At 42.3% G+C, this 13,039-nt stretch carries 14 protein-coding genes; 5 read left to right on the top strand and 9 right to left on the bottom strand.

Annotated elements, in window-relative coordinates:
- Positions 1-90: 90 nt before the first annotated feature.
- The 3 genes from SFRI_RS15850 to SFRI_RS15840 form a co-directional block, all read right to left on the bottom strand.
- Positions 91-1,392 (bottom strand): DEAD/DEAH box helicase, encoded by a 1,302-nt coding sequence (locus SFRI_RS15850; RefSeq protein ID WP_011638512.1) that lies wholly within the window; start codon positions 1,390-1,392, stop codon positions 91-93.
- A gap of 509 nt (positions 1,393-1,901) precedes the next feature.
- Positions 1,902-2,342, bottom strand: a complete 441-nt coding sequence (locus SFRI_RS15845; RefSeq protein WP_244262834.1) for a cupin domain-containing protein — start codon at positions 2,340-2,342, stop codon at positions 1,902-1,904.
- Between the two features lie 41 nt (positions 2,343-2,383).
- On the bottom strand, positions 2,384-2,830 hold the full coding sequence (locus SFRI_RS15840; RefSeq protein ID WP_011638510.1) for a DUF2798 domain-containing protein: 447 nt from the start codon (positions 2,828-2,830) through the stop codon (positions 2,384-2,386).
- Between the two features lie 90 nt (positions 2,831-2,920).
- On the opposite strand from SFRI_RS15840, the gene SFRI_RS15835 reads away from it, so the two are divergent.
- The 5 genes from SFRI_RS15835 to SFRI_RS15815 all read left to right on the top strand — a co-directional run bounded on the left by SFRI_RS15835 (position 2,921) and on the right by SFRI_RS15815 (position 6,897).
- Positions 2,921-3,352 (top strand): MarR family winged helix-turn-helix transcriptional regulator, encoded by a 432-nt coding sequence (locus SFRI_RS15835; protein WP_244262833.1) that lies wholly within the window; start codon positions 2,921-2,923, stop codon positions 3,350-3,352.
- Positions 3,353-3,603: 251 nt separating this feature from the next.
- Entirely contained in the window at positions 3,604-4,455 is an 852-nt protein-coding gene (locus SFRI_RS15830; protein ID WP_041413179.1) for a MipA/OmpV family protein, read from the top strand.
- 8 nt (positions 4,456-4,463) lie between these two features.
- On the top strand, positions 4,464-4,883 hold the full coding sequence (locus SFRI_RS15825) for a DUF3019 domain-containing protein (protein ID WP_011638507.1): 420 nt from the start codon (positions 4,464-4,466) through the stop codon (positions 4,881-4,883).
- A 2-nt stretch (positions 4,884-4,885) separates the two neighbouring features.
- A complete protein-coding gene (locus tag SFRI_RS15820) occupies positions 4,886-5,590 on the top strand; it encodes a response regulator (RefSeq protein WP_011638506.1) in 705 nt (234 codons plus the stop codon).
- Entirely contained in the window at positions 5,587-6,897 is a 1,311-nt protein-coding gene (locus tag SFRI_RS15815) for an ATP-binding protein (RefSeq protein ID WP_011638505.1), read from the top strand. Before SFRI_RS15820 ends, SFRI_RS15815 begins: the two co-directional genes overlap by 4 nt.
- Positions 6,898-7,035: 138 nt before the next feature.
- Here the strand turns inward: SFRI_RS15815 and SFRI_RS15810 are convergent, their stop codons facing one another.
- From SFRI_RS15810 to SFRI_RS15785, 6 genes are all read right to left on the bottom strand, one after another.
- The gene (locus SFRI_RS15810; protein ID WP_011638504.1) at positions 7,036-8,034 is read right to left on the bottom strand and encodes a hypothetical protein; all 999 of its coding nucleotides are present in this window, start codon (positions 8,032-8,034) and stop codon (positions 7,036-7,038) included.
- 187 nt (positions 8,035-8,221) lie between these two features.
- Positions 8,222-8,680, bottom strand: coding sequence for a CC0125/CC1285 family lipoprotein (locus tag SFRI_RS15805; RefSeq protein ID WP_011638503.1), 459 nt, complete (start codon positions 8,678-8,680; stop codon positions 8,222-8,224).
- 19 nt (positions 8,681-8,699) lie between these two features.
- Positions 8,700-9,473 carry an outer membrane protein OmpV gene (ompV, locus tag SFRI_RS15800; RefSeq protein WP_011638502.1) on the bottom strand — a complete coding sequence of 258 codons (774 nt, stop codon included), beginning with the start codon at positions 9,471-9,473 and terminating at the stop codon, positions 8,700-8,702.
- A 316-nt stretch (positions 9,474-9,789) separates the two neighbouring features.
- Complete coding sequence (locus SFRI_RS15795; RefSeq protein ID WP_011638501.1) at positions 9,790-10,668, bottom strand: F0F1 ATP synthase subunit gamma; 879 nt, start codon at positions 10,666-10,668, stop codon at positions 9,790-9,792.
- On the bottom strand, positions 10,665-12,218 hold the full coding sequence (locus SFRI_RS15790; protein ID WP_011638500.1) for an alternate F1F0 ATPase, F1 subunit alpha: 1,554 nt from the start codon (positions 12,216-12,218) through the stop codon (positions 10,665-10,667). The genes SFRI_RS15795 and SFRI_RS15790 overlap by 4 nt, the downstream gene beginning before the upstream one ends.
- Entirely contained in the window at positions 12,202-13,038 is an 837-nt protein-coding gene (locus SFRI_RS15785; RefSeq protein ID WP_011638499.1) for a F0F1 ATP synthase subunit delta, read from the bottom strand. The genes SFRI_RS15790 and SFRI_RS15785 overlap by 17 nt, the downstream gene beginning before the upstream one ends.
- Position 13,039: the final 1 nt, after the last annotated feature.

The raw sequence follows: 13,039 nt of genomic DNA, 5'->3' as shown, positions 1-13,039 counted from the left end.
AGACCTCATAATCACACAATTCATTTCATTCAAACACAAAAAAAGCGCCTAAGCGCTTTTTTCTATTACCATTAACTCTTTCGAGTTGAGTTATTTAATCTTTTTGTATTTAACCGTGCTGCTGACTTTACCCACTTTAACACGACGTCCGTCCATGTTTTTCTCAGCAATCATCTGGGCGCCAGCGTTATCACCACGTTGTTGTTTTTTAGCAAAACTACGGCGCTTTTCAATTTGCTTAAGCAGTACTTCACGGCTACCGACTTCATAACCCGGTACCGTCACTCGGCGAATTGGCTGACCGATTAGCTTTTCAATATCAGCTAGGGTGCGTTCTTCTTCGCGGCTCACAAACGAAATTGCCACACCGGTTTTACCTGCACGACCTGTACGGCCAATACGGTGTACGTAATCTTCGGCTAAAAATGGTAAATCGTAGTTAACAACGTATTCAAGATTTTTAATATCAAGGCCACGAGCGGCGACTTCGGTGGCCACTAATACGCGAATTTTACCTTCAACAAATTCACGTAACGCACGACGACGGCTGCCTTGTGCTTTCTCGCCATGAACCACACCCGATGGAATACCATCTAAGTTAAGCTCTTTGACCAATTTGTCTGCTGCGTCACGAGTCGCGGTGAACACCAACACCTGTTGCCAGTTTTTGGTACCAATAAGTTCAGATATTAATTCACGCTTACGGCGCTGCTCTACTGGATATACCACCTGGCTAACGGTGTCGGCAGTAGTGTTTTGTTTATCAACAGTAATCACTTTAGGCTTTTCAAGCATGTCATTCGCCAGCTTTTTAACCTCAGAAGAGAAGGTCGCAGAGAACAACATGTTTTGACGCTTTTTGTTTACTGCTTGGAGAATCTTTTTAATGTCAGCACTAAAGCCCATATCAAGCATACGGTCGGCTTCATCGAGTACTAAAAACTCAACATTCGACAAACTTAAGTTACACGCCACAATGTGTTCAAGTAAACGACCTGGTGTAGCAACAATAACGTCGGCACCGCGTTTAAGTTTTTGTGACTGGGTATCTATTTTAACGCCACCATAAATGGTTAATACCGTTAAATTAAGATGCTTACTGTAAGCGCTAATGTTGTCTGCAACCTGTGCGGCAAGCTCACGAGTTGGAGTCAGAATTAAGGTACGAGTGTTAGACGGCATCGTCTCTTTTGGGTTATCACACATTCTTTGTAATATAGGCAGTGCAAATGCTGCTGTTTTACCCGTGCCTGTTTGAGCGCTTGCTAGGACATCTTCACCACGACGGATTGCCGGAATCGCTTGTTGTTGAATTGGCGTCATAGATTGATAACCGCACTCAGCGATCGCGCGTAATATTTCTGGGGCGAAGCTAAAAGATTCGAATTTCATGGTGCGGTTCCTGTATGTACATCAAAACAAAGCGATTAAGTTGTAGCAAGCTAAGTTAGCTGCACAAGGTCAATCTAGAATATTTGGGCCGATAGCCATTATTAAATGGCTGAACTTATGCTTAACTGGGTTGATTAACGTCTTAGGATAGTTGAAAAACGTTAAGCTTGAATGATACACCCAATTGAGCGCCATCGATAAGCGGCCGCGGAGTATAACAAACTTTTGTTTAAATCCTGAACTTTATCTGTGCCTAACGATAAGATTTTTTAGTCGAGAATTGTTTAGGTGATATGGCGTTATAGCAATGTTATTTGCAGCACCTTGAGTGTGGGTCAGATAACTCACATTTGGACTGAAGTGAGTTAGAAAAGTGGTTTTAGTTAATAGGATTTCGATGATAAAATAGATGGCTATCGAATATGCGAAAATATCCGCATTTGCGACTGATTTTAAGTGCAACGAAAAACCCATCAGAAACTTTTGTTAAACCTAGTAATATTATATTGTTAGAGTATGTAAATTTTGTATTTATCTATAAACATCTGCTTGTCTGAATCAGTTGGTAAATTATCCTGGTTGAATTTTGAAATATCTCTAATAAAACTCTCCGATGGGCCAGATGGTGCATTGATGACGAGTAAATGGCTATCAATGATAGCCTTAAAACGCCTTTTTACATTAGGCCCTGCAATAACAAGATCGCCAGCACGTGCAACAAACTCCTCATTCTCTACGCCAAACTCAATTTCTCCTGAAATCAGATAAAATATTTCATCATCAATTTCATGGTAATGCCAAGGAGCTTCATTGCCTTTAGGAAGCATGCTATCAAAGATGGAAACTCGATAATCTGTGTCAACACCAGAGGCAAGAATTGAAGTTATTTCACCTTGGTTAAGATTGTATCTTTCGGCATCGCCAGCTTTTACATGTTTGTATCTCATCATAATCACACTCAATTCCGTATTATTCTATGTAAATATTCTATCTATCTAGCTAGGTACCGTTCAAGCTTAGGTTTAACTAATGTTGTCATCATCAAAGAGATTAGTAGTCCTAGTGGTAGAGCAATAATTAGCGCACTCCACCAAGCTGTAATGAGTTCTGATAATGCCGTAAATCCAATGTTATTAAGGGTTGTTACTAATGCCATAATACCTTCCATTACCAATGCCATTGCGACACCAATAGCAACGTTACGCTTTGCTTCTGAGACATTGGGGAAAATAAGAAGAGCAATTTTACTGATGACTGTAATCATCATGAATCCTATTGGAGCCATAGTAGTGGCTGCTAATAATGTCGACACTATCCATTGATAAAAAAACTTTTCGCCAAAGCCGATATTTTGATAAGTCATCACAAAAGTAAGGCTACCGATTAGCGTCAAAATTAAAGACACCGTAACTAGGATTTTCTTTGCTATTTTCTTCATATTCATCACCTTTTAAAAATGGTTGATACTGTCAACAATGTACAGGTCGAATCTTAGCTGCTATAGTTGATAGTGTCAACTTATTAAGAGGTGTCAATTTTGACTATACAAATCCCAGATTCTTTTTTATCGCTTACTCATACCTTTAAATCATGTGTAAACAAAGAAATACGTGAAGCAGGTATTGATATTGCTCCAATGGAAATTCAGTCGCTTCATTGTATTAATCGCATTGGTAGCTGTACGGCGGCTTATATCTCCGAACAACTAGATAGGGATAAAGGGCAAGTAGCTAGACTAGTTAGAGATATGCTTAAAAAGAATTTAATTTATAAAGTGCTTAATCCATTGGATAGCAGAAGCCATTTGATCGAATTATCTGAATTTGGACAAGAAATTTTGAAGCAATTATTGCATATTGAAAATAACATCATGAAAGTCATGCTGGATTCAATAACGGAGAGACAAGTTGATCAATTTAATTCTATAGCATTAGAAATGGCTCAGAATCTGAAAAGATAGCTGTAAGAGATAATATGCTAAGTAGCGGATTTAGCCTTAGAGAGTAATAGGGTAAACTAACGGCAGCAATACTTTGTTAATCTTAAACTTTCAATCCTATAGTGTTAATCGCAGTGTTTAAAAAGCAGGCCAATAGAACTGTGGGGAATAAATACCCTAGTGGGCATGCATATAACTTTTTTATGCCGAGCTGAAATGTCACCAACTCTTTGCACTATGAAACTAACATCACGATAAAAAATATGAATAAAATGAATGTAATTTTACTTAGAAGTTTGTTATTGGGACTGCTGTTAACGCCTAACTTAGTAGTGGCTTCAGACATAGCGACTAGCGTGAGCCGCGGCGGAGAATCACGCCTTGCTGATGGCGGTTACTTTGAGCTTGGAGCCAGTGTTTACGGTACCAATCAGTTAGATATTCGCCAAACTGAACATGAGTCAGTGCAGCCTTCTTTACTCATCAGCGGCATGTATCAATACAAAGGTCTATTTATAGAGATGATACATGAATCTCAAGATGGGATTAATTTGGGTTTAAATCTGTGGAGTTCACCTAATTGGTCACTAGATTTTCTAGCCGCCAACTTGCAAAGTTCCACCAGCCGTAATCCAGATGATGCCCCTAATACTTTGGATGAAGCTGTTCGTAATGAATACCTAATGTCGATGGATTCACTCTTTATTGGTGCCGGTTTCAGGGCTACACGCTATTGGGATGATGACTATATTTTTCAGTATCGAATAGTAAGTGATTATTTTGATGCTCAAGGTATTGCTAGCTCTGCTCGGTTGGGGAAATCTTGGCAGGTTCGTAATTGGAATTTTCATGCATTAGCCAGTATTGAATACGCATCATCGAAGCTCAGTCGGCGCCTTTTTGGCGTTGAGAGCTCAGAAGCGACTGAGCTATTTCCTGAGTATCGCCCCGGTAGCGCTGTAACATACGGTATAGAGCTCGGTGTAGCTTATCCACTGAGTGAGAAACTGGTATTTCGAGCCATGTATCGCCTCAATGTGCTCTCCAAGGAAATAACGAATAGTCCTTTTAATCAAGCTGATTATGGGTCGTTTTTTAACGCCTCTATTAGCTATGTGTTTTAGGGGGCATTATGAAGAAATTTAATGTCTCTTTTGCATTTTTCTCGGCACTGTTCCACTCAGTTATCTGCGTCGCCATCTTTACTCCTATCTCCGCTTTTAGTCAGGACAATACCATCGCCTTTACTGCAACTCCTGAGCGTTGCGTTGCCTTGCATAAAGGGCAAATTTGCTATCAAGATGTATTGTTTCGCTGGCAAACGCCAAGTCGAGGCGACTATTGCCTAGTGATGAGTAAAAGTGGGCGTCAGCTAACGTGTTGGAATGGGGCAAGCTTGCAAGAATATCACTATAGTTTTGAAGGTGATAAGACAACCTCTTTCAGTTTAATCACCGATGATAAAGCTGATCCCTTGGCTAGAGTTAAAGTAGTAGTGACTTGGGTTTATAAGGCTCCCAAACAGAGCCAATCAGGTTGGAGGTTATTTTAGTTATGGCAGTGAAAAAGCACATATTAGTGGTAGAAGACGACACTTCTTTGGCTGAGTGGATCAGTGATTATTTACTGGATCATGACTATGAGGTAACTGTTGCCAGTCAAGGTGATTATGCCTTAGACATGATCGCTGAAGAACTGCCGGATCTGGTCTTACTGGATGTAATGATCCCAGTGAAAAACGGTTTCGATGTTTGCAAAGAGGCGAGGGGTTTTTATTCAGGGCCTATTTTATTTATGACCGCCTGTGTTGAAGATGGGGATGAAATTCAGGGGTTGGAAATGGGCGCCGATGATTACCTCACCAAACCTATTCGGCCGCAAGTCTTGCTGGCACGGATTAAAGCGTTACTGCGCCGCGCCAATGATGAAGAGCCTAAACAACAGCTGGTATTTGGTGCCCTAGTGCTTAATGCTACCGCTAAAACGGTCACGGTTCATCAGCAAGCATTGGGACTTAATGACAATGAATTCGATGTCTTATGGCTGCTGGCATTGCAGGCGGGCAAAGTGGTGAGCCGTATTGACCTAGTGTCACAGCTTAGGGGCATAGAATATGATGGCCTAGATCGCTCCGTGGATATCCGCGTATCTCGCTTACGCAAAAAGCTTCAAGAAGCTCAAGACCAGCCCTATAAAGTCAAAACCATTCGTGGCAAAGGCTATTTGTTTTGCCGCGATGATGCAGCGACTACATCATGAAAAAACTTATCGTTTCTTTGGTGTTGGTGGTGCTAGTGACCATTGCCAGTCTAGGGTGGTCTATTAGTGAGTTTGCCAGTTTTTATCATCAAGAAGATGATCAACCTAATCCGGCCAATCAGCTTGCCGCGCTAACCTTAATGGGGACGGGGTTAGCCAAAACATTAGATAATCATCAGCTTCAAAGCCAAGCTTTTCTGACGAGTTGGAATCAACATAATATTGAGCAGCTGGCTTTAATGGGCAGCGTTGAATTTATATTACCGCCGACGCTAAAAGCCCAGTTCGATACCGATAAGTTTCTGATGTTGGAATCCGATGAAGGCATATCGTTGCACTATTTATTATCCAGTACTGGCCAAGTGCTCAATATCACTACTCCGTTGATAATAGAAAACGATAGTGGTTTGAACCTTAATAGGCTGTATACCATGTTGTTTTACCTTGGTGTGGTGCTGATTTTACTGTTGTGGGTGTCACCGTTGATTCGCCGTCTGATCAATTTAAGTCAAGCCACTCAAGCATTTGGTATGGGGGAATTACAACAACGGATTGCAGTGAGTAAGACCTCCTATATCGGCACTATTGAAGCAGAGTTCAACCGCATGGCTGACCGCATTCAGCAGCTACTCGATGACAATAAATTGCTGAGCCGCGCTGTGTCGCATGATTTAAAAACCCCCATAGCAAGGTTAAGATTTGGCATTGAAGCATTGGAAGAAACGCAAAATCCACAGCTAAAAATTAAGTATTTCCAACGCATAAATCGCGACTTAGACACCATGGAAGACTTAGTGATGACTTTGCTAAGCTATGCTCGATTAGGCCAAGGTGACATTCCGTTAAATAGGCAGACCATAGAGTTAAATGCTTGGTTACAGAATAAAGTATTAGATCATGATGATGGTGAACATCAGATTGAATTGTTGTCTATACCTCAAGCAGTCACAGTTAATGTCGATCCTAAATACTTATCTATGCAGATGAATAATCTACTCAGCAACGCCCAGCGTTTTAGCTGTTCACATATTCGTGTAAGTCTAGTTGTTGAGCATCAAGTGCTGTGGATCCACGTAGATGATGATGGTCAAGGTATAGACGAGCTAGAAGCGATGCAAGTGATCAAACCTTTCGTGCGGGGTAAACACAGCCGCGGCAATATGGGCCATGGCATGGGGTTAGCAATTGTGGATCGTATTGGTTTATGGATGGGATCAAAGCTTCACATTAGCCGAGCGCCAGAATTAGGCGGAGCTAGGCTATCACTGGCTTTTGAATCGTGCTCGATTTCAGACAGTGCAGTCTGACTGTATAATGTTAAAGCACTGTGAGTCAGTAAATAAAGACAGAACGAGAGCTTGTTATCTGAAACAAACAACAAGCTCTCGGTATTATAAGGGGAAGTGCTAGTTATTACTGAGCTAGTGTAACTGAGTTTTAGGTGGCTACTCAGTGACTAGATTATATTTTATCATATCGGCTCTTTGCATCTTATAAACAGTAGCGGCTGGGGCTGCGTTAATGGTAAAGAAATAAAATTCGGGGCCTTTTTCTGCGCCAAGCATTTCTCTAAAGTACGTTAATTGTGCCCCATGGGCAGGGTCTGCTTTACTTAATTGACCTGCATCTTTTCCGGCAATACAGCACCAAGAATGAACCCCTAATTCACCACCATCTTGGTAAATCCTCTGACTACCAGCGGCAAATAGATCAACACCACCAGAATAAGCGAAGCTGCCTTTTGGCATCAATGTTGTTAAATTAGCTGCGCGAATAAGGCGGCCTGTATGCATATTAATATCATCATTTATTGAGCCGTTCACTTTGCCAAACTTAAGCGTATCGAAGGATTTTGTTTTTATTAACTCATCCATTTGAATATAGGTAGATGTGCCTAATGTGCCATTTAACGTCGCCACGTTACCATTAAGAGTTAATGTTGAATCTCCAGCCCCTAGTAGCGATTCATTGATGACAACACTAATTGAATGAAGATGTTTGGTATTAACTTCTTCAATTGAACCTTGGTAAACCATATAGTCTTCTTGCTCACTGAGCCCAATATTAATGCCTTTAAATATAGCAGTAGGGCTGAAGTGTTCAAGATTGCTGGTGTCGCCCTCTAGTAGCATGATGCTGTTGATGGGCTGTTCTTTTTCAAAATCAAAACCAAGATAAATCAGCCCTTTATCATATTTAGCTATGATGACCTTGTCAGTTTCATCCCTATCAACAAATAAAATCTTGTATTTTACGCCATCAATTTGAAGATCCAGCTGTTCATATTGCAACTTAAACGTCTCAATATATTCGGCGACGTTATCAGGTTGAATGATATGAACGTCATTGACCTTTTGGTTAACGACGACCTTTTTATTATCTGAACAGCCACAAGCTTGTAATACAAGCAGAGTTGTCAGTAATAAGATGACAATTTTGTTCATAAAAACCTTATACATTAATACACCAGAATATTGACGTGAAGCTAATGCTCACTCTTGCAGGTATTTGGTCCATAAGATGAACTATTAGCTAAGTTATTATCTGAATTTGATTGTGTAAAGCGGGTTCGCGCCTAGCCAGTGCATTCGTACTAGTACGGCGCGAACGTAAGTCGGATACTGTTAGAGGTTAACCTTCTACATCCACATTGCTTAAAATGAAGTTGACGTCATACACTCGAGATCCTTGGTGTTCTTCTTTGACATGAAGGCCTGTTACTTCCACCAGAACTGAGGTTTCTTGAGTTGTGCTTGAGCTTCCCCATAAGGTGTCATGACCACCTTCAAAGCCGACACCAAATTGACCTACTGAGTCGCGATCCAAATGTTCATTAGTAAAAGCAAAGTAGGCAAACCCCGCCTGTTGGCTAAGCTCGGCTGATTTTCGCATTACGTATTTTCGTGCCAAACCTCTGTCGGTATTGGTATTGCCCACAAAGCTGATTTGCCAGCTATTAGGGGCAATTTGCACGGTTTCAAATCCTTCACCAAACGACCAGAAATGCTTTTGGGTATCATAGGGGGTAGCACATGCCGTCAGCACTAATGCTATGCCTGCGCATAAGCATAAATTAATTATTGATTTCATCCTGTTATCTCGCTATTGATTAAAAGCTATAGCTCACACCAAAGGTTGTTAACCATTGATTATCAGAGGCTACGATAGGTGAATCAGCCATGTTAGCCCCTAGGTGGGTGTAAGCTGTACTTTGTGTAAGATCTAGGTTTTCCGTGATAGGAATAACCAAGGCATAACCGACCTTGAGGGCCAGTGCACCGTTGCTTTGATAAGCTGGACGTGCTGAGGTTGCTTCCAAAGATGATACGCCAGTGTAGTAATTGACGAACTCTTTACTGAAGTATTGGGCGCCGGCATAAGGTACTAAGCTGGCAAAACCTAAATCCATTGGATGGTAATAGGTAATATCAGCCTGATAGCCATTGTAAACACTGGTGACATCGTGCTGAAATTTAGCCGAAAGCGTGCCTTCGCCTACATGGAAATCGGCATTTAAGCCTAAATCACCACTGAAATCACGATCTTTCATGCCTTTTAGCACATCGGCGCTGTCTGCATCAAAGCCTGGGTTGGCAACAATAAAAACACTGAAATTTATTGCGCTGTCATTGTCACCTAAAAAACGATAATTGATACCGCTTAAATCGGCGTTAAAGTCTTCACCGTGGTAACCACCGTTAAAATACACCCCTGTTTGGTCGTCTTGCCCTTTAAAAAACTTGCTGCCAGTGGCCACGCCTGCGCCAACAAAATACTGGCCCAGATTACTGTATATATTACCGTTGCGAATGTAAGTGTTGTCCTGTGCCATGACATGGCTTGACATTACGATTGCTGAAATCGCGAAGCAGATTTTTTTCATTTTTGGATCCTTATTACGTCTGTTTAATGTTAGTGGGGTCACTATATTGCAGTTGTAATCAGGACACTGTATCCAATTGTAACTTGCCATCAGCTAAGGCGTTCTAGTTACCCAGTAATCTACAAAGTCGTTGGATTGGTTAACACCATGATTTTATGCTTTCCTTAGTCCGGTTGGCTTTCTCAGTTAGTTATCCCTAGTTCAGGTTAGTTAGTCATTTCAGTATGGGTTGGGGGTTGCAGCACTTCAAATTATTACAGTCGTAGAGCTGAAATAAAACAAAGCAGTATTCGGCTCCTTGATATTCAACCTATTTTTATTCCATTGATCCAAATCCAGAGATGACATCGAACAATTCCGCATCGATACCACTTTGACGTAGGCTATGAAATTTTTGCTTAAGGCTTGCATGCAGCTCGTCGATGTTTTTTTCTGCCCGCTGCATTGCAGACAAGCGACTGGCATTTTCACTGGCAAGTGATTCTGCGCAAGCTCTAAACAGACTGACAAAAAGATATTCGCGCACCATAGCGCGTAACGTTTGCTCCCGCTCGGGCATGACCTCGGGTAAGTTATTGGTCGGCCAATGAATGCTAGCAAGGTTATGCTGCCAGTGGTGATCTAGCGGTAAAAGTTGTTGGCTTACTGGGGTGTATATTGAACCAGAATGGGGACGATGATGAAAAAGATATACTTTATCAATAGTGCCTTGTTCTCTCTGCGTTTCCATTTCTATCAAAATGTTACCCACCAGTGTCGAAACAGTATTGATGGAATTTGGCAGCATAAAACCTCGCTCCAGCGTCAGCTTGGTGTCTGCTAGCCGTGACTGAAGACGTTCGCCTACAGCCCATAGGGTTTTATTGCCTGGCAACTTCATTAATGAATTGCTGACAAACTCCACCATGACTTCATTGAATTGCCCGACAAGGCCTTGGTCAGAACCAAATACGATTACACCAATGGATGCTTTATCTGGTTGCGCTTGTTTAGCGATGGAACGGGTGGATTTATGTTGCTGAAAACAGGCTGTTAACCCAAGTTGCACGGTACGATAATAATCATCCAACGAGCGAACTGCGTTTTCGTATTGACTGATATTAGACGACGCCATGGCTTTCATACTTCGCACTACAGAGTCAAGTTCTTCCGCATTGGTGATTTGGTGACGTAGACTGGTAACGCCTTCACTCATGTGATTTCCTTTCGCTTTTGACTGTGCATAAATGGTGCAAGTGCATCACGGACCGGCTGCAAAATCCCGTCGCGATCTTCATCTGTTAATTTTTCGGTGCTTGCTAATCTTGCGGTAATTTCAACAGGGATATCGGCAGTGGCCGCGCGTACTGCATGCTCGGCTTGGCTCATTACATCTAAAGGGACTTCATCAAATAGATTAGCGGTTAATGCCAGTAATACTGCTATTTGCTCAATCATCGAAATAGGCGTGGACTCTGCTTGTTTCAGGCAAGCACGAATGCGTCGGCCGTGGTCGATAGTTTTTAGTGTGCTGTCATCCAATCGTGCGCCAAAACTCGCAAATGTTTCCAGTTCTTCAAACTGCGCATAAGCCAATTTGAGATTTGATGCCACCGCTCGGTAAGCGGCTCGTTGTGCCTTACCGCCAACACGAGAAACCGATTTCCCGACGTCGATAGCGGGCAGTACGCCCAATTCAAATAACGAGGGTGAAAGGTATATTTGCCCATCGGTAATTGAAATAAGATTTGTCGGAATATAGGCGGAAATATCCTGCGCTTCGGTTTCAATAATGGGTAGCGCGGTTAATGATCCTCCGCCTAAATTTGGGCTCAAGTGAGTTGCCCGCTCTAGCAATCGCGAATGGATGTAAAAGATATCGCCGGGAAAAGCTTCACGACCGGGCGGCCGACGTAACAGCAGAGATAACTCTCGATAGGCTCTGGCATGGTGGGTCAGGTCGTCATACACAATTAATACATTGCGGCCTTGCTGCATAAAGTATTCTGCAATACTGGTCGCTGCATAAGGGGCAATATAAGCAAGGCCTGGAGGATCATTGCCTTCGGTAACCACCACAACGGTATATTCTAAGGCGCCTTGTTCATGCAGTGTCGCAATCACTTTTGCCACACCTGAGGCGCGCTGACCAATCGCGCAATATACGCAGAGTACATTTTTGTCACGCTGATTAAGTATGGTATCAACGGCAATGGCGGTTTTACCCGTTTGCCTATCACCGAGGATTAATTCACGTTGCCCAAGGCCAACAGGAATAAGCGCATCGATAACTTTAATGCCGGTTTGCAAAGGCACACTAACAGGTGCTCGATTCATAATTGCAGGAGAGGGACGCTCAATGGGTAAGCGTGCACTGGCAATCAGTCTGCCTTTGCCATCTAAGGGCTCACCGATAGGATTGATAATACGGCCGAGCAGGCCTTCTCCCACTGGCACATCAACTAGATGCCCACAGCGTTCGACTTCATCACCTGCCTGCAAATGCCAGTAATCCCCAAGCAGTACCGCGCCTATTTCATCTTCATCAACATTAAAGGCAATGCCAAAAATATCACTGGGGAATTTCAGTATTTCTTCAAAACCGACCCCAGGTAAACCTGACACTTTTGCTATGCCAGTAGCAATACTGGTAATGGTGCCTATTTCTCGTGGTTGCAGTTGTGGCGAAAAAGACCGTCGCGCTTGCTGCAGAATCGAAAATGTCTGCTCAAAGGTTGCTTGCAGTAAATCAGGCGCTAGCTTCATGACTGTCTGTCTTTGTTGTTGAGTGAGTATCGTTAGCTTGTTCAATATTCATAGGGGATTGCAGTAACTCGTCAACCCGTTTTGCTAATGAACTGAGGTATTCGTTAATACTCCATGAGATTTTTTGCCCTTTGATACTGAGTTCAATTCCACTGATGACATCGGGCTCTATTGAAAATTGGATTGGTATGTCGTGACTCAATATTTTTTTAATAGCCGCTTCAATAAGTGAGCACTGCGGTGTTGGAAGTGCAAAGGCGGTTCGAATTAAAATAGGTTGTGCAGCGGCATTAATTGCTGGAGATATTGCTGATTGTAGCGAGGCTATTTCCTCATCGTTTAAGGTATTCAAACGGTGAATGAAAATATCTGTCATGGCTGCTTCTAGAGAGGTTCCAGCAAGATCGCCAAGTACCTTACGGGCTATCGAGAATATTTCTTCCCGTGCGCGTTGGCTGATTGCCACTTGCAAATTGAGTTGCTCGTTTTTAAGCGCTAATTGTAATTTTTTTCGTAGGTCTTGTGACTCCAGTCTTACAGCTTCAAATAAACGAACACGTTCGGCTTCTGTTTCATCTTTTAGCTTATTTATACGAGTGGTTTTTTGTTGCTCAAAATCGGCATTTTTTTGTTGAAACTCTTCTCGTTGAAGCTCTGCTTCAATTCTTTTAGCCTTAGTGTCTGCTATTTCTGCGGCAATTCGTTTTTCACGGGCATCGATGGAATCAAGAATGGGCCGATATAAAAACCGCTTCAGTAGCCACACGAGTACCAAAAAATTTATCACTTGCGCAAATACGGTAAACCAATCGATTAACATA

The organism is Shewanella frigidimarina NCIMB 400 (assembly GCF_000014705.1).
GTDB classification, from domain to species: domain Bacteria; phylum Pseudomonadota; class Gammaproteobacteria; order Enterobacterales; family Shewanellaceae; genus Shewanella; species Shewanella frigidimarina.
Note: the sequence above shows the minus strand (reverse complement) of the source record. Positions and strands in the feature narration are given on the sequence as shown.